The organism is Agathobacter sp. LCP21S3_B2, assembly GCF_052118705.1.
In the GTDB taxonomy this organism is placed as follows: Bacteria; Bacillota; Clostridia; order Lachnospirales; family Lachnospiraceae; genus Roseburia.
In genome coordinates this window covers 236,608-259,840 of the sequence record NZ_JBQKGQ010000001.1, presented here as the reverse complement: position 1 = coordinate 259,840, position 23,233 = coordinate 236,608, and the positions used below count along the sequence as shown (strand labels likewise).

The window sequence follows — 23,233 nt, the reverse complement described above, 5'->3', positions numbered from 1 at the left end:
TCTACCAGCGGTTTTTAACCTTGTTCTGGAGCTGATACAGCTTGTTTAACGCATCAAGTGGTGTCATGTTGCCTATGTCTATGCTTCGAAGCTCGTCAATTATATCATCATCCTTCACTGTGTCGAAAAGCGAAATCTGTGTCATATCAACCTCGTCAAGGTGCTCCTTTTTATGCTTGTGGCCAGTGTCAACAGATATGTTTTTTACGGTATCTGTGATATCATTTGCAAGAAGCTGCTCTGCGATTTCCTTGGCACGCTCTATGACTGAATCCGGCAGCCCTGCAAGCTTTGCAACCTGTATGCCGTAGCTTCTGTCAGCTCCGCCCTTTACGATTTTTCTTAAGAAAACTATATCATCGCCCTTTTCCTTTACAGCGATGCAATAGTTATTTACACTGTCAAGCTTGCCCTCAAGCTCGGTGAGCTCGTGATAATGGGTTGCAAAAAGCGTCTTTGCTCCGAGGAGCTTTGGATTACTTATATGCTCTACAACTGCCCAGGCGATGCTTAGTCCGTCAAATGTACTCGTGCCTCGTCCAATCTCATCGAGAATGAGCAGGGATTTGGCGGTTGCATTTCTTAGTATATTTGCCACCTCGTTCATCTCAACCATAAATGTACTCTGGCCGCTTGCAAGGTCGTCAGATGCACCGACTCGCGTGAAGATACGGTCTACGATGCCGATATTTGCAGTTTGTGCAGGTACAAAGCTTCCAATCTGTGCCATGAGAACGATAAGTGCTGTCTGTCTCATGTAGGTGGATTTACCGGCCATGTTTGGTCCAGTGATGATTGAGATTCTGTTTTTGTGCTGATCCAGATATGTATCGTTTTCTATAAACATGTCATTTGTAATCATTTTTTCAACTACAGGATGACGTCCGTTTTTTATGTCTATTATTCCGCTTTCATTTATCTTTGGCTTGCAGTAATTATTCTGGCTGGCAACAAGCGCAAGCGAAGCAAAAACATCAATCTGTGCTATAGCTCTGGCGGTTTTCTGAATCCTTGAAACATTGTCGGAAATCTGTTTTCTTACATCACGAAACAGCTCATACTCAAGTGATGTGAGCCTGTCTTCAGCTCCAAGAATGGTATCCTCAAGCTCTTTAAGCTCCGGTGTTATGTAGCGCTCTGCATTGGTAAGTGTCTGTTTTCTCACGTAATAATCTGGGACCATATCCTTGAAGGAGTTTGTGACCTCAAGGTAATATCCAAAGACCTTGTTATACTTGATTCTTAAGTTTTTGATGCCTGTTTTTTCACGTTCACCGGCTTCAAGCTCTGCAAGCCATGTCTTTCCCTTAGTTTTTGCGTCTCGAAGACGGTCAACCTCCTCGTTGTAGCCAGCTTTTATGATATCTCCATCGCGCTGCGAGATAGGAGGCTCATCCTCAATGGATGAAAGTAAAAGCTCATATATATCCTTAAGCTCGTCGAACTCTTCATTAATCTCATCGGTAAGCTCACACGGTATGTCTGAAAGCTGCTGCTTTATTGGTGGAAGCATTTTTAAAGAATCCCTGAATGCAATAAGGTCGCGCGGATTGGCTGACTGGTATGTGATTCTTGTGATGAGACGCTCAAGGTCATAAATAGGATTAAGGTATTCCCTGATTTCATCTCTTGTGATTTCGTTTGCATTAAGTGCTTCGATAAGCTTCTGGCGCTTTATTATCTCTGCCTTTTCGATAAGAGGCTGCTCGACATAGGTGCGAAGCAGTCTTGCTCCCATAGCAGTGCGTGTCTTGTCGAGTACCCAAAGCAGGGAGCCTCTCTTTTGCTTTTCTCGAAGTGTCTCAACCAGCTCCAAATTACGTCTTGATGAGCTGTCAATTATCATATATTTGCCTATTGAGTACGGATGAAGCTCAAGTATATTGTCGAGCGAGTTCATCTGCGTCTCGTAAAGGTACTTTAACAGTGCGCCGGCAGCTATGACTCCACTCTCATAATCCTCAAGCCCCAGAGCATTTATTGTCTGTACATGAAAATGTGAAAGCAGTGTCTCATTTGCAAGACCATCAGAAAAATACCATGAGTCGAGTGCTGAAACAGTAATTGACAGTCTGTTTTTCATATCGTCAACATCTATTCCGCTCATGTAGAAGGCCTCATTACATATGATTTCCGATGGATTAAATCTGCTCACCTCATCTAACAGCTTTCTTTCCGCATCCACCTCTGTCGTGAAAAAATCACCTGTTGTGACATCACAGGTTGCTATGCCGTATTTGTCCTCAGTGTATACAATCGACATTATGTAATTGTTTTTTGCCTCATCTAAAGAAGCCATATCAGTGTTTGTGCCAGGTGTCACAACACGGATTACCTCTCGCTTTACGATTCCCTTTGCCTGCTTTGGATCCTCCATCTGCTCACAGATAGCTACCTTGTGACCGTTTGATACGAGTCTGTTGATATATGAGTCTGCCGCATGAAACGGTACTCCACACATAGGAGCTCTTTCTTCAAGTCCACAGTTTTTGCCTGTGAGTGTAAGCTCAAGCTCCTTTGAAACCATTATCGCATCATCAAAAAACATCTCATAGAAGTCTCCTAAGCGATAAAATAAAATACAATCCTTATATTGTTCTTTTGTCTGCAGATAATGCTGCATCATTGGTGATACTTCTGCCACGAATATTTCCTCTCTTTATGTGTATAAATATTATTCATGTGTATATATTATTCGAAATCCGGCCTATATTTTTTAATAATTGCTTCTGCGACCTTTATGCCGTCGATTGCCGCAGATGTAATGCCTCCCGCATAGCCTGCGCCCTCTCCGCAAGGGTATACACCCGAGATGTTGCTCTCAAAGGATTCATCTCTTTTTATGCGAAGCGGAGAAGATGTGCGTGTCTCCATACCGGACAAAATTGCATCTTTTCTGTCAAAGCCATGTATCAGATGACCAAAATGTTCCATTCCAAGCTTGAACGACTGCTCCATGTCAGCGTTCATCAGTCCATTCAGCTTTGCAAAGACGGTGTTTCCCTTTGTACAGGAGCCAAAATCACCGTATGCTGTTGTTAATTTGTCATCACAGAAATCACCGAAAAGCTGCTGTGGTATTAAACCATTGCCTCGCTTATAATTTTCTGTTTCGAGCTTTTCCTGATATCTCACTCCGGCGAGGGCATCATCTGCTCCGAAATCCTTCGGCGAAACAGATACTATGATGGCACTGTTTGCATTTTTGCTGTTTCTGTCGTGATAGCTCATGCCGTTAACCGCCGTGTGATTTTTGGTTGACGATGAGTTGACCACATATCCTCCCGGACACATGCAGAATGAATAGACTCCTCTGCCATTCGGAAAATTGGAGGTAACCTTGTAAGGGCTTGGAGGAAGTATGATTTTCTTTTGAATACAATACTGTGATTCATCTATCATGCGCTGCGGATGCTCCACGCGAAAGCCGACTGCAAAGCTCTTGCACTCCATGTCAAAGCCTTTGTTGTAAAGCATATCAAATGTATCTCTGGCGCTGTGTCCGAGTGCCAGAACGCATACATCTGTCTTTATTTCACTATTACTGTTACTGTCAGAATCCGTGTAAACACTTAATAGCTTTTGGGAAACTATGTCAAGATTGTTTACACAGGTGTCAAATACAAATGTAACCCCTTTGTCAACCAAAAATTCACGCATGTTGACAATTACTTCTGAAAGTACATCAGTACCAATATGTGGCTTGTTGTCATAAAGTATGGACGGATCTGCCCCAAAGCGCACAAATGTCTCAAGCACAAGACGATTTCTGCCCGAAGGATCCTTTACGGATGTATTCAGCTTGCCGTCTGAAAAGGTTCCGGCACCGCCCTCACCAAACTGTACATTGCTTTTGGGATTAAGTATGCCGCTCTCCCAGAATTTTTGTACATCGCAGGTTCTTTTCTCAACCCGGCTGCCACGCTCGATAACTATCGGGCGAAAACCTGCCTCTGCCAATATATATGCACAAAACAGCCCTGCAGGACCTGCCCCTGCAATAACAGGTCGCCTGTCAAGCGGTATATTTCCGTGCGCAGGTATCCGGTACTCTTTTTCTTTGTATATGAGCACAGATGAGCTGGATGCTCTTTTTACAATTGCTTCTTCGCTATTTTTTGTATCCTCTATCTCTACAGCAACTGAATATGTATAGAACAGCTCAGGTTTTTTACGCGCGTCAAGTGATTTCTTTAATATGCGGTATGTAAAGCCTGTCTTGGCATTGAGCTTAAGCATTTTTATTATTTTCTTTTTTAATGCCTCATCACTGTGCGTGACGGGGAGCTTTATCTGGTTAATTTTAATCATTTACTGCATTTCTCCTGCTATATATCCACTTGTCCATGCCCACTGCAGATTGTAGCCACCGCATATGCCGTCCACATCAAGCAGCTCTCCGCAAAAGTAAAGCCCCGGATGGATTTTGGACTCCAATGTACGTACATCTATTTCCTTTGTACATATGCCGCCTGCACACACCTGTGCAAATTCGGCTCCTCTTGGCTTTTTTACCGAAACGGCTGTATGCTTTATAGAGTGGGTGAGACTTTTACAATCATCATCTGTCAACAGCCTTCCCTTTTTGTCAGGAGATACACCTGATTTGTGTATCAGCTCAAGAAGAAGCTTATTGTTTAAAAGTCCGTTAAGCATCTCATTTAGCGAGCGGTTGTCTGTCGTTGTAATGCTTCTGTCCTTTATGTACCCATTAAGCTCATCATCACTGAAAGCCGGCAAAAAGTCAATTATCACCTCGACCCTTTGACCTTTATCGAGGGCTCTTGACATAAGACTTGAAATCTGAAAAACCGGGATGCCAGAGATGCCATAGTCAGCTAACTGCAGCTCCCCTGTATTTTGCTCTGTCATTTGACCGTCTATCATGGAAGCGACGGTGGCATCGCACCTGACACCTGTGATTTTTTTGAAATTAAGGCCATCACAGCTAAAGCCGCAAAGCGCGGCTAATGGCTTTTGGATATGATGTCCGAGAGCTTCTATCTGTCGAAACAGGCTTCCGTCACTTCCAAGCTTTGGGGAAGCCGTAAGGCCACACGCTATGATAAGCCTTTTGGACTTAAAGCTGCCCTTGTCTGTTTGGATGCTGTAACCGGTCAGGTCATATGCTTTCTTATTATTAGATGCCAGATTTGCAACAGAATTTGTGTCATCAGCCGTAATCCTTGCAGCCTTGATTTCTGTAATACTAATGCCTGTTTTCATATCCACATGAAGCCTCATAAGCTCCATTCGAAAGGCTGCCACAACAGATGCTGCCTGCCTTGAATTTGGATAAATGTAGCCACCATTGTCATATGCAGGTATTCCAAGTTCTTTAAAAAAACGTATTGTGTCTGCATAATTAAATTGCGACAACCCGTTTTTAATCAGCGATTTACTGCCGTGGAATTTGTTTACGGACATATCAGTGTTTGTGAAATTACATCTGCCGTTTCCTGTTGCAAGTATTTTCTTTCCTATATCATCCTTGTGCTCTAAAAGTGCCACACGTGCTCCCTTTGATGCAGCAACTGCTGCCGCCATCAGCCCGGATGCACCGGCACCTATTATAATTACATCGTACATATTCTTTCCCCTAACTGATTTATTTTAACATTAACTTGAATAGCTTTCAAGAAAATCGTACAAATCAGTTTCGTTAAAAAAGTAGAGTCCGTTTGTCACTTTATTTTTTACCTCTTCGGGCAGCTCTTCAAAATACACGCCTGTGTCAAAGTATTTTTCACTTGCTGAGCCGTTGTATACAGACAGCATTCCGGAGTCATTTTTGATGCAGTATTTTGCATTCTTAGCCTCATTTGATGTCAGAAGGCTTTCTTTTTTATTTTTCTCTTCTTTATCATTTTCATTACTTTGTGCAATTATCGCAGCCTTGTCTGCAGCTTTTTGCGTATTGATTTTTTCTATCATAACAAGTGCAAGAAGAATTACAACAATAGTTAAAAAACAGATACTGATTTTGCTTTTCATATTATCACCTCAAAATCAGTATCTGTAAATTTTTGTTATTTATTCAATTTTATAATAAATGACATTTTTTTGCCACTTTTATGATAAGTGTGCCCTTTGGAAAATGTCTAAGCTCATCCTCAGTCAGTCCCTTGAGTAAAAGCAGCGCCACTGCATATGAGATAACCGCAATGATTGCAGCAAGAATGAAGGCGATAATCTCAATATGACAGGCCTTGTAAAGTATAAAGTATACTATATACGAAATAACTCCCATTATGAGCGAGCTGATGGCAGGTATGATAAAGGTCTTTTTTATTTCCTGCTTAAAGCCGCTGTACTTCTTTAAAGCCATGCTGTTCATAAAGCACATGAGCAGTGCAAAAAACGTATTGGCAAGCACAACTGCATGTATATTGAGCCTGAATATGAGCATAAGCAGTATGAGCACTATGACATGCGCTACAATCGATATCGCAGCGTTGATTACCGGAACTTTGAGCCTGTCAATGCCCTGCAGCAGTCCGTTTGACAGTGTGGAAAGTGAGTAAAATACTACCGCAACCGCACCGACATACATCATAAGTGATGCCTCAGCATTTGTTGCACGGGTGCTTGAAAACAGTATATTAAATATCGGCAGTCCAAACACGGCAAGTCCTACTGCACATGGGAATGCGACAACCATAATAAAGCGTGTGGAAAGATTAATCTGTCCTCTCACTGCCTCCATATCGTCTCTGTGATATGCACCTGTAAGCACCGGAACAAAGGATGCTGCCATGGCTGATGCTATGGATATAGGCACATTGATTAAAAGCTTGTACTTTCCGGTGTATACACCCCACCATACGTCTATATCATTCTGAGTGTATCCCTGAAGCAGTGCAACCTGCTTGAATATACCCTGGTCTATTATGCTACTGATATTGTATATAGTAGTACTTAAAAGCACCGGAATAACCGTAATTACAAGAATCTTCATTGTGTAGCCAAATGAGCTCACCCTGACATTTCGTTCTCTTTTCATCTGTCTCTTGAACACCTTCATATAGATGGCAAAGATAAATACTACAAATAAAAGTGCTGCTACAGAGCCAAGCACTGTTCCAAGTGTACCGCCTGCTGCACCGTAAGCAGCGGCATAGTGCTCCTTGTCACCAAGCACTGCTCCAATCCTTGTACCTGTACGGTATAGCACATATGCAGCCCATACACTGACTATGGCATTTACTATCTGCTCTATTATTTGTGAGACGGCACTCGGCATCATAGTACCCAGTCCCTGGAAAAAGCCTCTGATGACACCAAGCACTGCAACTACCAAAAGCCCCGGAGCCAGTACTCTTAAGGCAAAAATACTGTATGGTGTGTTAAGAAGCGTTGTCGCAAAAAAATTGCCACCAAAAAACAGTATGAGAGCCACTGTTGTGCCACTGATGGTTGCAAAAAGCAGAGCGCACTTCAGTATCTGATACGTCGCAGTTCGCCTCTTTTTTGCCATCTTGGCTGAAACCATCTTTGATACAGCAAGCGGTAAGCTGTATGATGATATAATAAGCATGACATTATATATTTCAAAAGCTGTGGAATAATAGCCGATTCCAATGTCACCCAATATACGCTGCATCGGTATACGATATATGAGTCCTATTATTCTGCTTATGATAGATGCTACGGCAAGTATAGAGCCCTGTACTAAGGCATTGCTTGCCCCGTTATTTTTTTTAGACATTTATAAATCCTCTGTTTCAATTGATAACCAGCTTAAATATTAGCGTGTTATACCTAAAGCGTCAAGTATTTTTCTCTGGTGCTCTTCCATTACGGCAGCCTCATCAGCCTCCATATGGTCATATCCGAACAGATGAAGCATGCTGTGTGTAATCAGAAAGGCAAACTCTCTTTTTTCGCTGTGTCCGTATTCTAAGGCCTGTTCCTTTACCTTGTCAACGGATATGATTATGTCACCGAGCATGACTTCACCTGTATCTGGATTGAAATCATCCTCATTCTCATCTGAAAGGAAAGAAAAGTCCCCGGGTGTTTCATATGAAAGCATCGGAAAAGACAGTACATCTGTAGGTCTGTCTATCTGCCTGTATTCCTTATTGATGGCATGTATTCCGGCGTTATCTGTCAGTGTCAGATTAACCTCCGCCTCATAAGGAAAGAGCTCATGTTCAAGCGAAAACTCAACAACCTCTTTTGCCAGAGTCTCATAATCAAAGTCAAAATCAACCTCTGTTTCCTTTTCGAGAAAAAAACTCATTTTAGTAATTCCTCCTTTTTAAGATAATCCCTTATTTTTAGAAAATGATTCATGCTCAGTCCGGATTCATCGTATATTCCCGACGCCGAGAGCTCGTTTAAGAGCTGAATAATAAGAATATCATGATTCCATTCACTGTCTGCAACATCAGCTTTTATGTGATCAAGCTTCACAATAAGCGCATCTACCATATGCACAAGAGCGGATTCCGGTGTCTGCGGCTTCCGAAGCTTTCCATAATACTCATACAAAATATTGGTGAGCTGTTCCGGAAAATACATTGCTTCAGCACGTTCAACTCCGTAGATTATGCTCTTTTTTTTCTGCCACTGCCCTATGCGGTAATAAAAGCCTCCGGCCGCACAAAGTGCTGTGTTTAAGCCTGCCGCCTTTGCCGCCTTGACTGCAACCGTGGATACGAAATTGCTATGATTATATTCTGAAAACGAATGCTCCTTAAGTTCCTTAACCGCCGAAAAATCATCCGATATAATAGCTATAAGCTTGTCGTTAACCTCGTCAGAGGTTTTCGGCCTGAATATTCTCGCACACACAAAACCCACAAAAGCAGATAAAATGCCGCCGGCGCCACCGGCAACAAAAGCTTTTTCAGAAAATTCCTTTGTCGACATATAATAGAATATGCCGGGAGTCACAATGCTTAGACATATAATAATAATATATATACATATCTGAAGCTTGTCCTCCCTGAGCATTCTGGCAAGCATAACACCTGCAAGAACCAAAAAAAGCTCGCATATAAACTCATAATAATCTCCTGATACAGTAACCGCAAGAAGAATACAAAAATATGAGCCGCATACCAATGAAAGAATCTCATTTCCTGCAAGACAGAGCAAAATGGCTAAAACGATTACCGGTCTGCTGTACAGCGGCAGTATTCCAAAGCCTGCGCATAACATACAGCAAAACAAAAAGACTAACGCAAACCTGACATAATCCGTCCTTCTGTTATTGGAAAACAAAAGTTTTGCTCTCTCATACTCTAGTTCAAATAATATAAGCATAAAAAATATAATATCTATAAAAGCAATACAAATCCATTCGTCCGGATACAAATCGCCTAATAGGCTAAGCACAAATGACAGGGCAATAGTGGATAAAAATATCGCAACAACCGATACAACCCTTCTCAATTGCTCTTCCTCTGCTTTCTTACAGTCTTTGCAGTCTGCTTATTTTCATAATCATCATATGCCTGAACGATTTTTTGTACAAGCGGATGACGCACGACATCCTTGCTTGTCAGATTGCATATGCCTATATCATCTATGTTTTTAAGCACCCTAAGTGCCACATCAAGCCCTGATTTTGCTCCCGGTGCAAGATCCTTTTGTGTCGCATCACCTGTCACGACAACCTTTGAGCCAAAGCCGATTCGTGTAAGAAACATCTTCATCTGTGCAGGAGTTGTATTCTGTGCCTCATCAAGTATGATAAATGCATTGTCAAGTGTACGGCCTCTCATGTACGCAAGAGGAGCCACCTCAATAAGGCCCTTTTCCATGTTGCGCTGGAAGCTCTCAGCTCCCATTATCTGATAAAGAGCATCGTACAATGGTCTCAAATATGGGTCAATCTTGCTCTGCAGATCTCCCGGCAGAAAGCCAAGCTTCTCGCCTGCTTCAATCGCAGGACGTGTCAGAATAATACGGCCCACCTGCTCATTTTTAAAAGCTGTTATAGCCATTGCCATGGCAAGATAGGTCTTTCCTGTTCCGGCAGGCCCCATGCCAAACACAATCATGTTTTTCCTGATTGCATCGACATATTCCTTCTGGCCTATGGTTTTTGGCTTTACAGGCTTGCCATTTATTGTGTGACAAATGATATCCTTGTCAATCTCAACAATCTCACTGCCTCTATGCTCCTCTAAAAGTGCAAGTGCATAGTTTACGTTCTGCTCTGTAATGACGTTGCCTCTCTCAGCCAGCGCAATGAGCTGCTCGAACACCTCTTTTGCCCCATCAATATTTCCCTGCGCTCCGATAATCTTTAAGGAATCATCTCTTAAGACAAGCGTTACGTGCAGTGTGCGCTCTATTTTCTTGGCAAATGCATCAAACTGCCCAAAGACGTTTGGTATATATTCGCCCGGTATTTTTATAGATACTTCATTTAAACTCATTAGCTCATGTGCCTTTCAATCAAAATATTTTCCATTATAACATAAAAATAAAATTTGTCATAATTTACCTATAATTTATTCCCTCTGATATATCAATTTTCATGGTATTTTTTTCTATGTATATACTGCACCATGTGATATCGGGATATTTTTCCTCAAGTTTCTTTTCAAGGAGGCTGTAATCTGCTCTCTTGTGGCTGCCTATTGTTACATTTTCACTCTCCATAAAGGAGATGACCGACTTATCATACGTGAAACGGTTTCCTTCAGGCACAATGTGCCAGATTCTTGTGCAGATGAGTGCATGTATACAAAAAATGCCGGTAATTGCAGCCGTAATAATACGTATTTTATATAGAAATGCTCTTATCGCAAAGTACCCCTGTCTTTTTACCACGAGAAGCCTTGTATGCGTCTTTTTCAGGTGAGGCTTCATTAGAAAAATATCTTCTGTACTGCAGCAGGCCTCATATTCCTTTGGACTTACAAATTTAAGGTTCCATATTTTTATATGGTTTGCGGTGCACAGATTTATGAAGCGCCTGATATTGCAGCCTGTCAGCCTTACTGTTGCATAAGCTTTAATACTCATATATAACACCCTTTAAATGACCGGCTATTATTATTAAATCCTTTGTAAATTCCTTGATTTCAAGGCGGCTGCCGGATATTTTTATGGTACTGTCTGCTGCCCTTACAGTTACGGCCTTGTCCGAAAATGACAGAATACCCTTGTGGTTTTCTATAGTCAACTCATTATAACCATATGCTGTTACAATTGGAAGCCCTAACACTATGTCCTTTGGAAGCTCGAACGAATCAGTTACTTTTTGCATCTTCATATATTAACATATGTTTATTTAGGCTGAATTATGCCGGTTATTTGTGGTACGGCTCATTATTGCTGATGCGAAACGACCTGTAAATCTGCTCCAGTAAAATTACGCGCATGAGCTGATGGGGGAATGTCATTTTAGAAAATGAAAGCTTATAGTCAGCGCGCTTCAATACATCATCGGACAGCCCCAGAGAGCCTCCTATTACAAAAACAAGATGGCTTTTGCCTCCTGTCATAAGATTATCTATTTTCTGTGACAGCTCAACCGAATCAAGCTGTTTTCCATCTATCGCCAGACAAAATACATATGCATCGTCTTTTATATTTTTAAGAAGCCTCTCACCTTCTTTATTTTTTACGATGTCTATCTCTGTCTGTGTGGCCTGTTCGCTTGTCTTTTCATCGGAAACCTCAGTGATTTCAAGCTTACAGTAACGGCTTAGGCGCTTTGAATACTCAGCAATCGCATCTCTGTAAAATTTTTCTTTAACTTTTCCTACACATAATATTGTAATTTTCATCGTTTCATTATAACATATAACTATAATTAAACAATATGGAGGGCGTATGAAAATATACGTTGATGAACAAAAACGATACGATGATACAAAAGCAACCGGACAGTGCTTCACCGCAGTCGGTGCGATAGGGCTTATTGCTATTGTGTTGCTTGATACAGGAGTTATAAAGCTTGCCGCTTTAGACTCGGTAAACAAGCTCATGATTTCTATCGTAATGGGGCTTGTTTTCTTGATATTTTTTATCATAGGAATGAAGTCATTTATGGAGCTTAAGGACATTTCAAAAAAAATTGACCGGAATAATTCCCTCGAAGAGGAAATCATGGAATACGTGACCGTCACTCATAGGGACGAGCTTATGACTTTAGCGTCATCGAGTGAAAAAGGAGATGCCTGCTCAGGTGATTTATACTACAAAAGAGCTGAGCTTATCACATCAGTCATTACTGAAAAATACAGCCTGCTTGAGGAAAGCTTCCTCGATCATATGGTTGAAGAAATTTATTCTAAAATTTATAGTGATATTGTCGAAGAATAGTGCTATAATAATAACAATTTATTTTTTATGAGGTGAACAAAATGAAAGAACTGCAAGATCGAATTCTCAAGGATGGCCAGGTTATTGACACAAATATCTTAAAGGTCAACAAATTTATCAACCATCAGGTAGATCCGGTGCTTATGGAGCACATCGGTGAGGATTTCGCAAATCACTTTGCCGATAAGGGAATCACAAAGGTTGTCACAATAGAAAGCTCAGGAATTGCTCCTGCACTTATGGCAGCAGCCAAGATGAATGTACCGCTTGTTATTTTAAAGAAGCAGCCTTCAAAGACATTACATAATGATTTATATCAGACACAGGTTACTTCATATACAACAGAGAAGAGCTATGAGCTTACACTCTCACGCGATGTTATCTCAGAGGATGACAATATTCTTTTGATTGATGATTTCATGGCTGACGGAGAGGCTGCTACAGGTGCCATCAGACTTCTTCGCATGGCTCACGCTACAGTTGCCGGTATAGGAATCCTTATTGAGAAGTCATTCCAGCCTGGCAGAAAAAAGATCAACGAGCAGGGCTATGAGGTTTACTCACTTGCACGTATCAAGTACATGGATGAGTATCAGATAGATTTTATTGAAGAAAATTAAAACAAGATTTAATATTTAAAATCAATACATATTATACGCAAAATCCACTACCCTATTTACAGATTTATAAGTCTGTCAATGAGTAGTGGATTTTTATTATTGTTAAAGTATATGTTTTATGCTAAACTGCCAGATTATGCTCCGAAATCGAAAAGTGAAAGCTGGTTTGACTCCGGCAGTGAACCAAGCAGTCCCAAATCTGACATGAGGTCTACGGCTGTTCGCGATACATGAGTTCTCTCCCTGAAATCGTCCTTTGAGAGGAATGGTCCGTCCTTTGCCGCTTCCGAAATATAAATAGCGGCATTGTCGCCTAGTCCGTCAATACTGTTTATGGCTGGCATGAGCTTACCGTCAATTATCTGGAAACGGTTAGGGTGAGCCCTGTATATATCAAGAGGCATGAAATCAAAGCCTCTTGCATACATCTCCTGTACGATACGCATGTCCTTAAATATATCCTGCTCCTTGTTTGACAGCGTGTCTTTTCTTTTCTTATAGTCCTTCATGTAGTTTTCGAGTCGGTCCTTTCCCTGACACATAAGCTCATATGAAAAGCCTGTAGCACGGATTGAAAAGTATGCTGCGTAGTATGCAAGCGGATAGAAAACCTTACAGTAGGCGATTCTCCATGCCATCATAACGTATGCCGCAGCATGAGCCTTAGGGAACATGTACTTGATTTTCTCGCATGACCAGATATACCAGTCAGGTACACCGTGTGCCTTCATATCCTCCTTCCACTGTGGCCACTGAGGGCATTTGCCCTTGGCAATAATGCCCTTTCGCACTTTTTCCATGATGTTGAAGGCTTCCTCAGATTCAAGTCCCATGGAAATCAGATATGTCATAATATCATCTCTGGTGCAGATACAGGTTGAAATGGTAGCTGTGCCTTCCTCGATAAGAGTCTGTGCATTGCCAAGCCATACGTCGGTACCGTGTGATAATCCGGCGATACGAATGAGGTCAGAAAACTCCTTTGGCTTTGTATCAAGGAGCATGCCCATGGCAAAATCGGTACCAAACTCCGGTATACCTAAAGCTCCAAGCGGACATCCATCGATATCCTCAGGCTCTATGCCCAAAGCGGAGGTGTTCTGAAACAGTGACATGACAGCCTTGTCGTCAAGCGGAATCTTTGTTGGGTCAACACCTGTCAGATCCTGCAGCATACGAATCATGGTAGGATCATCGTGTCCAAGTATATCGAGCTTTAACAGGTTGTGGTCGATTGAATGGTAGTCAAAATGCGTTGTCGTGATGTCAACGGTCATATCATTCGCAGGATGCTGTACAGGAGTAAAGGTATTAATCTCCTCACCCATCGGCAGCACAACTATACCACCAGGATGCTGTCCCGTAGTACGTCGAACACCGACGCAGCCCTGCACTATCCTGTCTATCTCGCAGTTTCGCTTTCTGACACCGCGCTCCTCATAATAGTTTTTAATGTATCCAAATGCGGTCTTGTCAGCAAGTGTACCTATGGTTCCGGCTTTAAAAGTCTGGCCCTCTCCGAAAATAACCTCGGTATATTTGTGTGCCTTTGACTGGTACTCACCGGAGAAGTTCAGATCGATATCCGGCTCCTTGTTTCCCTTAAAACCGAGGAAGGTCTCAAACGGAATATCAAAACCCTCCTTGCTTAACGGTCTGCCGCACTTTGGACAGAGCTTATCCGGCATATCACAGCCACCACGGCCTGAAAATGCCTGTACCTCTGGTGAATCAAAATCACTGTATTTGCAGTGCGTACACAAATAGTGAGCATGCAGCGGATTAACCTCTGTAATACCTGACATGGTTGCAACAAACGAGCTTCCTACGGAGCCTCGCGAGCCAACCAGATAACCATCCTCATTTGATTTCCACACAAGCTTCTGTGCGATGATGTACATTACGGCATAGCCGTTTGAAATAATAGAGTTAAGCTCTCTGTCAAGACGTTCCTTAACTATCGGCGGCAGCGGATCTCCGTACATCCTGTTTGCCTTGTTATAGCAGATTTCACGAAGCATGCCGTCAGAGTTTTCGATAACCGGCGGACATTTATCAGGTCTGACCGGTGAGATACGCTCACACATATCTGCTATCTTATTGGTATTGGTGATGACTACCTCTTCAGCCTTTTTGCTTCCGAGATATTCAAACTCCTTTAGCATCTCCTCTGTGGTCCTTAAGTAAAGCGGAGCCTGCTCATCTGCATCCTTAAAGCCTTTACCGGCCATGATAATACGACGGTATACCTCGTCCTCGGGATTTAAGAAATGTACATCACAGGTTGCAACAACCAGCTTTCCAAATTCTTCTCCAAGCTTTACGATTCGCTTATTTATATCGATAAGGTCATCGTTTGAAGCAATATCGGAATCCTCGTCACGTATCATAAATGCGTTGTTGCCAAGAGGCTGTATCTCCAGGTAATCATAGAAATTCACAAGTCTTGTGATTTCCTCCTGTGGTCTTCCGTTTAAAATAGCCCTGTAAAGCTCTCCTGCTTCACAGGCTGAGCCTATTAAAAGCCCATCACGATACTTGTTAAACTCTGATTTTGGTATTCTCGGTCTCTTATTATAATACTTGATGTGTGACAGCGAGATAAGCCTGTAGAGATTGGTACGCCCCTGGTCACAGGTTGCAAGAATGATGGCATGGTATGTAGGCATCTTCCTTATCATCTCAACAGATGATTTTGCCAGGGCATTTACCTCATCTAAGCTTGATATGCCCCTGTCCTTTAGCTTTTCTATGAATTTGACAAATATCTCTGCGGTACATGCGGCATCATCCACCGCTCTGTGATGATGGTCAAGCGAGATGTTTAGAGCCTTGGCCACTGTATCCAGCTTAAATCTGTTTAGCTGTGGCAGAAGCACTCTCGCAAGAGCCACCGTGTCCACAATTGTAGGATTACACTCCATGCCAAGCAGTGCGCAGTTTCGCTTTATAAAGCTCATATCAAAGTCAGCATTGTGGGCGACCATGGTGCAGTCCTTGCAAAACTCCATAAACTGTGGCAGTATGACATCCACTGTTGGAGATGTGATAACCATGTCATCCCTTATCGAGGTGAGCTCCTCAATCCTGAACGGAATAGGTACCTCAGGGTTTATAAATGTGGAATAGCGGTCTACAATCTCTCCACCGATTACCTTCACCGCACCTATTTCTATGATTTTATTCTTTTCCGGAGAAAAGCCTGTTGTCTCTATATCAAATACCACGTACTTATCATCCAGCGATTGACCGGCGGCATTCTCCACAATATCCTTTGTATCATCGACCAGATATGCTTCCACACCGTAAATGACCTTGAATTTATCATCCACAGTATGGTTAGCATCAGGGAATGCCTGCACATCACCGTGGTCCGTAATAGCAATGGCCTTGTGCCCCCAGCGCATGGCACACTTCACAATATCCTTTACGTCAGACACGCCATCCATGTCACTCATCTTGGTGTGACAGTGAAGCTCAACACGTTTTTCGGCAGCAGTATCCTCTCTCTTTGAGGTAAAGTCAGGTATTTTTTTAAGCCCGACTATTGAGCTTATTGACAAATCACTGTCATATTTATCTACAGTCACAACTCCCTTTGCCTTAACAAAGTTGCCCGGGGCAATATATGCAAGAATATCTGCTACGTCATCATTTCTGGCAAAGAGCTTGAGCATGATGGTGTCTGTAAAATCAGTGACCGCAAACATGATGATAGTCTTTTCGTTTCTGATTTCGCGGGATTCAACCGTAAGAATCTTTCCCTTTATTGTAACCTCACCGATAGGACCGTCAATCTTTTCAATGGACATCTCCTCATCATCAAAGCTTCTTCCGTATACGATATCCGGGTCATTGTCATATTTACGCCTGAAATCTCCCTTGCGCTCGAACTTCTTCTCAAATTTCTTCTCAGGCTTTTTATCAGTGCCGGCCGAATTACTCCTTGAATTGCTGTCAGAGTTTGTTTTTGCCTCTTTTTTCCTGTTTGCAACTTTAGTTGCCTCAGTTTTACTATCATTTATTGTACCGGATGCATTCTCACTGCCTCCTACAAACATTGCACCGTCATCGACAGCCACTTTAGCATCTTCATCACCGTCATCCTTTGCCATGGCAAATTTAGTGCGGGCGACAATATTTTGCACCTCCTGCTCAATCTGCTTGTCAGCATTCTGACGGTATTTGCTGATTTTTGGTTTTTCGTACTGCAGCTTAACGATAAAATCCATCCCACAGCGCTCGCAGAACACCTTCTCAAGAAATTCTATGATCGAATTGCCTCTGGTCTTTGCGATTATTGTCTCCTCAAGTGTGACTGTGACATGTGTATCGTCGGTAAAGCTCCACTTTGAGGTGCGCAGCAGATTGTACAAAAGCACACTGTGACTGTTTATTTCGTCAAGAATACTGTCAAAATAGACATCAAAAAGAGTCTTCGGTGTGTACTGCGAAGACAACTCGTAAGACTCTATAATTTTTACTGTAATATCTTTACTTTTAAATATCTGTTTTTTAATGCTTTCCTCGAGCTTCCAGATATTTTTTTTGAAAATAAGGCGTTTTGCTTTTACATATATTTTGTAAAAATCTCTTGCATGGTTTACGGAAATTCTGGTGACATCTGCAGTTTCCAGCAGATTCTCCATATCCTTGTCCAGCTTAAGTGTAGGGAAAACTTCCTTAAATGTCTTTGTCAAAATTATTCACCCCAATGGTCAAGCTCATATTTCAATGCACCCAAAAGCTCACTCTCAGGCACCTTTTTAAATACCTCACCGTGTTTTATGATAAGACCCTCGCCGATTCCTCCGGCTACGCCAAGATCTGCTTCCTTTGCTTCACCCGGTCCGTTTACCACACAGCCCATGACAGCAACCTTTATGTCAAGGTCATATCCTGAAACCATTGTCTCCACCTGATTTGCAAGCCCGATAAGATCTATCTGTGTGCGGCCGCAGGTAGGACATGAAACAACCTCTATGCCACCCTTTCTAAGACCAAGAGTTCTTAAAATGAGCTTGGCAGACTTGATTTCCTCGAGAGGACTTCCTGTGAGAGACACACGTATTGTATCACCGATGCCCTGATTTAGTATCAGTCCAAGTCCGATAGCTGACTTTATATTGCCGCTTATTATTGTACCTGCCTCTGTGATACCCACATGGAGCGGATGAGTAGTCTTATCTGAAATAAGCTCATGTGCTTTAACACACATCATGACATCTGATGATTTGATACTAATGACCAGATTGTCATAGCCCATATCCTCTATGAGCTTTACCTTGTCCAGAGCGCTCTCCACAAGTCCCTCTGCTGTCACACCATGATATTTCTCTACCAGGTCTTTTTCAAGAGAGCCACTGTTTACACCGACACGGATAGGGATATTTCTCTCCTTTGCTACATCTACCACAGCCCTTACTCTGTCAGCGCTTCCTATATTGCCGGGATTGATTCGGATCTTGTCGGCTCCGTTTTCAATCGCAGCTATTGCAAGCTTGTAATCAAAGTGTATATCCGCAACAAGCGGTATGCTGATTTGTTTCTTAATCTCCTTTAGTGCCCTTGCAGCTTCTATCGTAGGCACAGCACACCGGATTATATCACAGCCTAAGTCTGTCAGCGCGTTTATCTGTGCAACTGTGTCAGCTACATTATCAGTCTTTGTATTTGTCATTGACTGTATGAGAATCGGATTTCCTCCACCGATTACTTTATTTCCGATTTTTACTATTTTTGTCTCCATGTGTATATCTCCAATCTGTTATAAAATCAGACTATTAGCTTTCTGATATCATTGAACATGACAATAACCATCAGAAGAAGTAAAAGCACTATGCCAACGAGATGCACATAGCCCTCCTTCTCAGGGTCTACTCTCTTTCTTCTTATGGCTTCAACTATCAAAAATACAAGTCTGCCACCATCAAGTGCCGGCAGTGGCAGCAGATTCATCACACCGAGGTTTGCAGAAATCAGCACGCCCCAATTGAGCATATTTAGTATGCCAAGCCATACTCCGGACATAGAAACTGCCTGCTCATAGGTATCTCCCATGTTTTTTACAATGCCGACAGGTCCGCTTAAGTTATTTACAGAGGCAGCCCCGGTACAGAGCATTTTAAGCCCCTCTATTGTTGTATAGATGTTGTATTTCACCTCGTAGCAGCTATAAAGCAGTGCCTTTCCAAAGCCGGGCTTTGTACGCTCTCCCGACACGTTAAAGCCGTACAGATACCTCTTTGTTGTCTCGTCATATTTAGGCTTCAGTGTGGTGGTGTGCTTTTTGCCATCCCTAAGGTAGGTCACATCAACTGTTTCACCCTCGTGAAGCATCGAGTAGAGACTTATCTCGCGATAAAAGTGTATATTCGTATTGTTCAGCTTTACAATCTCATCACCGGCCTTGATACCGGCCTCCTCAGCCGCATAGCCCTCAATAACACCTGCAAGCTTTGGACTGTCATAGCCTACAGAGCAGATGATAATGAGAGCAAAAATAAATGCCATGATAAAATTAAAAAACGGTCCCGCGAAAACAACGCTTATGCGCGCCCACACGGATTTGTTGTTGAAGGCCCTGTCATCACCTGAGCTTTCATCCTCACCCTCCATGATACAGGCTCCGCCAAACGGAAGCAGCTTTATGGAGTATTTTGTCTCTCCACGCTGTACTCCAAAAAGAGTCGGTCCAAGTCCCAGACAAAATTCATTGACCTTTATGCCATTTGCTTTAGCAAGCCAGAAATGTCCGAGCTCGTGAAAAATTACTATGATGCTGAATAATATGATTGCAATAATAATACTAATAATGTTCAAAATTACCACCTTTTACTGATATAGTCATATGCGCACTGCTCTGTATCAAGTATCTCATCCACTGAAGGATTTTCAATAAATGATGCATTCTCCATACATGCCTCGATTATATCGATTATTTCCAGATATTTAATCTTTTTATTCAAAAACAGTGCCACTGCTCTCTCGTTTGCAGCATTGAAGGCCGTAGGAATATTGCCTCCTGCCCTTGCAGCCTTCATGGCGAGAGCAAGCCCTTTAAAGGTATCAATATCCGGTGCCTCAAAGGTCAGATCCTTAAGCTTAAAGAGATCAAGCCTGTCACCGGAAAGCGCAGGTCTGCTTGGATAATACAGTGCATACTGTATAGGTATACGCATATCAGGAGTACCAAGCTGTGCTATAACTGCTCCATCCGCATACTCAACAGCCGAGTGAATGACACTCTGAGGATGCACTACAACCTGAATCTGCGACAAATCGACGTCAAAAAGCCATTTTGCTTCAATCACCTCAAGCCCTTTATTGACCATGGTTGATGAATCAATAGTGATTTTTTGACCCATCGACCAGTTAGGATGCTTTAGTGCGTCCTCCACCCTTATACCTTCAAGCTCAGAGAGCTTTCTGCCCCTAAACGGACCTCCGGATGCTGTCAGAAGAATCTTTTTAATCTGATTCATAGAATTTCCCTGCAGTGACTGGAAGATGGCACTGTGCTCACTGTCAACCGGAAGAATGGACACACCATACTCCTTCGCAAGCGGAATAATGATATGGCCCGCTGTAACGAGGGTCTCCTTATTTGCGAGTGCGATGGTCTTTTTTGCCTTGATGGCGGCAATTGTAGGACGGATGCCAAGCATACCGACAATTGCCGTTACAACTATATCGCAAGGCTCAATGGTGGCACATCTAATGAGACCGTCCATGCCATAGCCTACTTCGATATCAGTATCTGCAAGGCTTGTGCGAAGCTTTTTGGCATCGTTTTCATCACTTACACTGACAAACTGTGGCTTAAATTCTCTTGCCTGTTTCTCTATAAGGGAGAGATTTCTGCCACATGAAAGTGCGACAACCTGCATATCGCCGTGCTCTCTTACGACATCAAGTGTCTGTGTTCCGATAGAGCCGGTTGAACCAAGTATTGATATTTTTTTCATGATAATTCCTCGATTTATATTTTTCTCAGTGGTTCTGAATAGTTACCTTAGCTTTTTGTTTTCAATGGTTCTTAAATGTTACTTTTTAACTTAAAAAGAAGCTAGCCAGATAATAAATGATTGGTGCTGTGATAATCATGCTGTCAAAGCGGTCTAAAATACCACCATGTCCGGGTATCAGATGTCCGTAATCCTTGATATCATAATTACGCTTTATGGCTGATGCACACAAATCTCCAACCATTGAGATAAGGCCTGCAACAGCAGCTATAACAGCAAGTATAGCAATCTCTCTGCCGTCTATATTCATATGATTTCTGAATATAAAGCAGTATAAGGCTGTAAGAAGCGCACTGCCGAGCACACCACCTACTGCACCCTCTATAGACTTCTTTGGTGAAAGCTTTGGTGCCATTTTGTGCTTTCCAATCAGCACTCCGACGCAGTAGGCACATGTATCACAGCCCCAAGAGCATAAAAATACCAAGAAGGCAAGGTAAAGTCCGTTGTTGAGTGTACGTATCTGGTAGACATATGAAAGCATTGTTCCTACATAGAACATACCAAAAAAGGCTGCCATGAGCTGCTTTGCATCATATTTCGGGTATGAAAGCACATACACGAACATCAGTACGATAAGAAAGCCCATGAAAAGCATCATTACATCAGGTATGAAGCTCCACCTTAAGTTGATGTAAAACAAAATCAAAGCAATATACGGAACAACCGATAAGAGCGATTTTTCAAATTTAAACACCCTGAAAAGCTCAAACATACCTATACACGAAATCAGAAGTGTTGAAAAAAGAAGCACCTCGTTTCCTGTTACTATAAGAAATATAGCGGCAATTACAAGAACTATACCACTAAGCAGTCTTGTCTTGAACATTATTTATCCTCCGTGTCATTTGTTTCTTTTAATCCACCAAAGCGACGGTCTCTTTTATTATATGCATCTATAGCTTTTTTAAGCTCATTTTTATCAAATGCCGGCCACGGAACGTCTGTAAAATAAAACTCAGCGTATGCAAGCTGCCAGAGCAGGTAGTTTGACAGACGCTGCTCCCCGCTTGTGCGGATGAGTAAATCAGGATCCGGAAGCTCTCTTGTGTCAAGATATGATGAGAATGTATCTGCATCTATATCATCTGCCGAAAGCTTTCCGGCATCATGGTCAGCTATCATATGCTTTACAGCACGTATCATCTCATCTCTGCTTCCGTAATTAATTGCAATTGTCAGGTTAAGACCTGTATTTACTGATGAAACTTCTTCAAGGTTTCTTATTTTCTCCTGAAAATCCTCTGAAAGCCTGCTTATCTCACCAATTACGCGCACACGCATATTGTTTTTATTGGCAGTCTTTATACAGTTTTTAAGATAGCTTTCAAGAAGCCTCATTAGTGCAGCAACCTCAGACTCAGGACGATTCCAGTTCTCGGTGGAAAAAGCATAAAGTGTCAGATATTTAACACCGAGGTCATTTGCAGCCTTACATATATTCTCAACATTTTTGGCTCCTACCGTGTGACCGTAGTTTCTTGGCATACCCTTGCTTTTTGCCCAGCGGCCGTTTCCGTCCAGAATGATTGCTATATGTTCCGGAGTACTCATATTTAATTTCCTTTCGTTTATGTATATTATATGTTTACAAGCATGACGCATCATTTATTTGCTGGTCACACAGTTAAGTGTGAACAGTAAAACCATGAATAAGCAAATAAGGGACACGAATAACATGTCCCTTGTTTGTATACGTGATATAAATACTATACAGTAAGTATCTCTTTACATTTTGCATCAACCGCAGCGTCAACCTTTGCGACAAACTGATCGGTAAGCTTTTGAGCATCATCCTCGAGGCCTTTAATCTCGTCCTCTGAAATGCCTTCCTCTTTGCCGGTTTTCTTGATGCTGTCGATTGCATCCCTTCTGATATTGCGGACAGCAACCTTAGCTTCCTCACCTTTTTTCTTGATGTCCTTTGCAAGCTCCTTACGTCTTTCTTCTGTGAGCTCAGGGAAAACAAGTCTGATAAGCTTTCCATCATTTGTAGGATTAATACCGATGTCAGAGCAGTTGATTGCTTTCTCAATCTCCTTAACCATAGAAGCCTCCCATGGCTGAATCTGAATCATTCTAGGCTCCGGAACACTTACATTGGCAACACTCTGAATTGGTGAAGGTGTGCCGTAATAATCTACACGAAGCTTGTCAAGAATATGTGGATTGGCTCTTCCTGCACGGATGCCTGCATACTCTTCCTCGAGATTATTTAATGTTTTTTCCATTTTATCCTGGAAAGGGTTTAATCTTGAATCCATATTATCCTCCTGATATGCATTATATGCAATT

Annotated in this window: 20 protein-coding genes; 2 read left to right on the top strand and 18 right to left on the bottom strand. The window is 42.2% G+C overall.

The window, feature by feature from the left end; translation table 11 throughout:
* Position 1 precedes the first annotated feature (1 nt).
* The 11 genes from mutS to rlmH all read right to left on the bottom strand — a co-directional run bounded on the left by mutS (position 2) and on the right by rlmH (position 11,753).
* Positions 2-2,626: a DNA mismatch repair protein MutS gene (gene mutS / locus ACTQ1L_RS01240; protein ID WP_441365185.1), complete on the bottom strand. Its 2,625-nt coding sequence runs from the start codon at positions 2,624-2,626 to the stop codon at positions 2-4.
* Between the two features lie 65 nt (positions 2,627-2,691).
* Positions 2,692-4,311: an FAD-dependent protein gene (locus ACTQ1L_RS01235; RefSeq protein ID WP_441365156.1), complete on the bottom strand. Its 1,620-nt coding sequence runs from the start codon at positions 4,309-4,311 to the stop codon at positions 2,692-2,694.
* On the bottom strand, positions 4,312-5,589 hold the full coding sequence (locus ACTQ1L_RS01230) for an aminoacetone oxidase family FAD-binding enzyme (protein ID WP_441365155.1): 1,278 nt from the start codon (positions 5,587-5,589) through the stop codon (positions 4,312-4,314).
* Positions 5,590-5,619: 30 nt separating this feature from the next.
* Complete coding sequence (locus ACTQ1L_RS01225) at positions 5,620-5,994, bottom strand: hypothetical protein (RefSeq protein WP_441365154.1); 375 nt, start codon at positions 5,992-5,994, stop codon at positions 5,620-5,622.
* Positions 5,995-6,043: 49 nt separating this feature from the next.
* Complete coding sequence (locus ACTQ1L_RS01220) at positions 6,044-7,708, bottom strand: putative polysaccharide biosynthesis protein (RefSeq protein ID WP_441365153.1); 1,665 nt, start codon at positions 7,706-7,708, stop codon at positions 6,044-6,046.
* 39 nt (positions 7,709-7,747) lie between these two features.
* Complete coding sequence (gene ybeY / locus ACTQ1L_RS01215; RefSeq protein WP_321111810.1) at positions 7,748-8,245, bottom strand: rRNA maturation RNase YbeY; 498 nt, start codon at positions 8,243-8,245, stop codon at positions 7,748-7,750.
* Entirely contained in the window at positions 8,242-9,402 is a 1,161-nt protein-coding gene (locus ACTQ1L_RS01210; protein WP_441365152.1) for a hypothetical protein, read from the bottom strand. The genes ybeY and ACTQ1L_RS01210 overlap by 4 nt, the downstream gene beginning before the upstream one ends.
* Positions 9,399-10,394, bottom strand: coding sequence for a PhoH family protein (locus ACTQ1L_RS01205; RefSeq protein ID WP_441365151.1), 996 nt, complete (start codon positions 10,392-10,394; stop codon positions 9,399-9,401). Before ACTQ1L_RS01205 ends, ACTQ1L_RS01210 begins: the two co-directional genes overlap by 4 nt.
* Before the next feature lie 64 nt (positions 10,395-10,458).
* On the bottom strand, positions 10,459-10,986 hold the full coding sequence (locus tag ACTQ1L_RS01200) for a sporulation protein YqfD (RefSeq protein ID WP_441365150.1): 528 nt from the start codon (positions 10,984-10,986) through the stop codon (positions 10,459-10,461).
* Positions 10,976-11,236: a YabP/YqfC family sporulation protein gene (locus ACTQ1L_RS01195; RefSeq protein WP_012742602.1), complete on the bottom strand. Its 261-nt coding sequence runs from the start codon at positions 11,234-11,236 to the stop codon at positions 10,976-10,978. The genes ACTQ1L_RS01200 and ACTQ1L_RS01195 overlap by 11 nt, the downstream gene beginning before the upstream one ends.
* 37 nt (positions 11,237-11,273) lie before the next feature.
* Entirely contained in the window at positions 11,274-11,753 is a 480-nt protein-coding gene (rlmH, locus tag ACTQ1L_RS01190) for a 23S rRNA (pseudouridine(1915)-N(3))-methyltransferase RlmH (RefSeq protein WP_441365149.1), read from the bottom strand.
* Positions 11,754-11,799: 46 nt separating this feature from the next.
* Here rlmH and ACTQ1L_RS01185 point away from each other — a divergent pair, with 46 nt between their 5' ends.
* Positions 11,800-12,291: a hypothetical protein gene (locus tag ACTQ1L_RS01185; RefSeq protein WP_321111805.1), complete on the top strand. Its 492-nt coding sequence runs from the start codon at positions 11,800-11,802 to the stop codon at positions 12,289-12,291.
* 41 nt (positions 12,292-12,332) lie between these two features.
* On the top strand, positions 12,333-12,911 hold the full coding sequence (locus ACTQ1L_RS01180) for a xanthine phosphoribosyltransferase (RefSeq protein ID WP_321111804.1): 579 nt from the start codon (positions 12,333-12,335) through the stop codon (positions 12,909-12,911).
* A 134-nt stretch (positions 12,912-13,045) separates the two neighbouring features.
* Here ACTQ1L_RS01180 and ACTQ1L_RS01175 read toward each other — a convergent pair whose 3' ends face one another.
* The 7 genes from ACTQ1L_RS01175 to frr form a co-directional block, all read right to left on the bottom strand.
* Positions 13,046-17,611 (bottom strand): PolC-type DNA polymerase III, encoded by a 4,566-nt coding sequence (locus ACTQ1L_RS01175; protein WP_441365148.1) that lies wholly within the window; start codon positions 17,609-17,611, stop codon positions 13,046-13,048.
* 2 nt (positions 17,612-17,613) lie between these two features.
* A complete protein-coding gene (gene ispG / locus ACTQ1L_RS01170; protein WP_441365147.1) occupies positions 17,614-18,660 on the bottom strand; it encodes a flavodoxin-dependent (E)-4-hydroxy-3-methylbut-2-enyl-diphosphate synthase in 1,047 nt (348 codons plus the stop codon).
* Positions 18,661-18,686: 26 nt separating this feature from the next.
* The gene (gene rseP / locus ACTQ1L_RS01165; RefSeq protein ID WP_321111837.1) at positions 18,687-19,724 is read right to left on the bottom strand and encodes an RIP metalloprotease RseP; all 1,038 of its coding nucleotides are present in this window, start codon (positions 19,722-19,724) and stop codon (positions 18,687-18,689) included.
* Between the two features lie 11 nt (positions 19,725-19,735).
* On the bottom strand, positions 19,736-20,878 hold the full coding sequence (gene dxr, locus ACTQ1L_RS01160) for a 1-deoxy-D-xylulose-5-phosphate reductoisomerase (protein WP_441365146.1): 1,143 nt from the start codon (positions 20,876-20,878) through the stop codon (positions 19,736-19,738).
* A gap of 85 nt (positions 20,879-20,963) precedes the next feature.
* Positions 20,964-21,767: a phosphatidate cytidylyltransferase gene (locus ACTQ1L_RS01155; protein WP_441365145.1), complete on the bottom strand. Its 804-nt coding sequence runs from the start codon at positions 21,765-21,767 to the stop codon at positions 20,964-20,966.
* Positions 21,767-22,492, bottom strand: a complete 726-nt coding sequence (locus ACTQ1L_RS01150) for an isoprenyl transferase (RefSeq protein WP_441365144.1) — start codon at positions 22,490-22,492, stop codon at positions 21,767-21,769. The genes ACTQ1L_RS01155 and ACTQ1L_RS01150 overlap by 1 nt, the downstream gene beginning before the upstream one ends.
* 155 nt (positions 22,493-22,647) lie before the next feature.
* Positions 22,648-23,202: a ribosome recycling factor gene (gene frr / locus ACTQ1L_RS01145; RefSeq protein ID WP_321111797.1), complete on the bottom strand. Its 555-nt coding sequence runs from the start codon at positions 23,200-23,202 to the stop codon at positions 22,648-22,650.
* Positions 23,203-23,233 lie beyond the last annotated feature (31 nt).

What these genes read in the sequence shown, in the direction of transcription:
- mutS (WP_441365185.1), bottom strand. Translation starts at nt 2,626, where the DNA reads ATGATGCAGCATTATCTGCAGACAAAAGAACAATATAAGGATTGTATT.
- ACTQ1L_RS01235 (WP_441365156.1), bottom strand. Translation starts at nt 4,311, where the DNA reads ATGATTAAAATTAACCAGATAAAGCTCCCCGTCACGCACAGTGATGAG.
- ACTQ1L_RS01230 (WP_441365155.1), bottom strand. Translation starts at nt 5,589, where the DNA reads ATGTACGATGTAATTATAATAGGTGCCGGTGCATCCGGGCTGATGGCG.
- ACTQ1L_RS01225 (WP_441365154.1), bottom strand. Translation starts at nt 5,994, where the DNA reads ATGAAAAGCAAAATCAGTATCTGTTTTTTAACTATTGTTGTAATTCTT.
- ACTQ1L_RS01220 (WP_441365153.1), bottom strand. Translation starts at nt 7,708, where the DNA reads ATGTCTAAAAAAAATAACGGGGCAAGCAATGCCTTAGTACAGGGCTCT.
- ybeY (WP_321111810.1), bottom strand. Translation starts at nt 8,245, where the DNA reads ATGAGTTTTTTTCTCGAAAAGGAAACAGAGGTTGATTTTGACTTTGAT.
- ACTQ1L_RS01205 (WP_441365151.1), bottom strand. Translation starts at nt 10,394, where the DNA reads ATGAGTTTAAATGAAGTATCTATAAAAATACCGGGCGAATATATACCA.
- ACTQ1L_RS01200 (WP_441365150.1), bottom strand. Translation starts at nt 10,986, where the DNA reads ATGAGTATTAAAGCTTATGCAACAGTAAGGCTGACAGGCTGCAATATC.
- ACTQ1L_RS01195 (WP_012742602.1), bottom strand. Translation starts at nt 11,236, where the DNA reads ATGAAGATGCAAAAAGTAACTGATTCGTTCGAGCTTCCAAAGGACATA.
- rlmH (WP_441365149.1), bottom strand. Translation starts at nt 11,753, where the DNA reads ATGAAAATTACAATATTATGTGTAGGAAAAGTTAAAGAAAAATTTTAC.
- ACTQ1L_RS01185 (WP_321111805.1), top strand. Translation starts at nt 11,800, where the DNA reads ATGAAAATATACGTTGATGAACAAAAACGATACGATGATACAAAAGCA.
- ACTQ1L_RS01180 (WP_321111804.1), top strand. Translation starts at nt 12,333, where the DNA reads ATGAAAGAACTGCAAGATCGAATTCTCAAGGATGGCCAGGTTATTGAC.
- ispG (WP_441365147.1), bottom strand. Translation starts at nt 18,660, where the DNA reads ATGGAGACAAAAATAGTAAAAATCGGAAATAAAGTAATCGGTGGAGGA.
- dxr (WP_441365146.1), bottom strand. Translation starts at nt 20,878, where the DNA reads ATGAAAAAAATATCAATACTTGGTTCAACCGGCTCTATCGGAACACAG.
- ACTQ1L_RS01155 (WP_441365145.1), bottom strand. Translation starts at nt 21,767, where the DNA reads ATGTTCAAGACAAGACTGCTTAGTGGTATAGTTCTTGTAATTGCCGCT.
- ACTQ1L_RS01150 (WP_441365144.1), bottom strand. Translation starts at nt 22,492, where the DNA reads ATGAGTACTCCGGAACATATAGCAATCATTCTGGACGGAAACGGCCGC.
- frr (WP_321111797.1), bottom strand. Translation starts at nt 23,202, where the DNA reads ATGGATTCAAGATTAAACCCTTTCCAGGATAAAATGGAAAAAACATTA.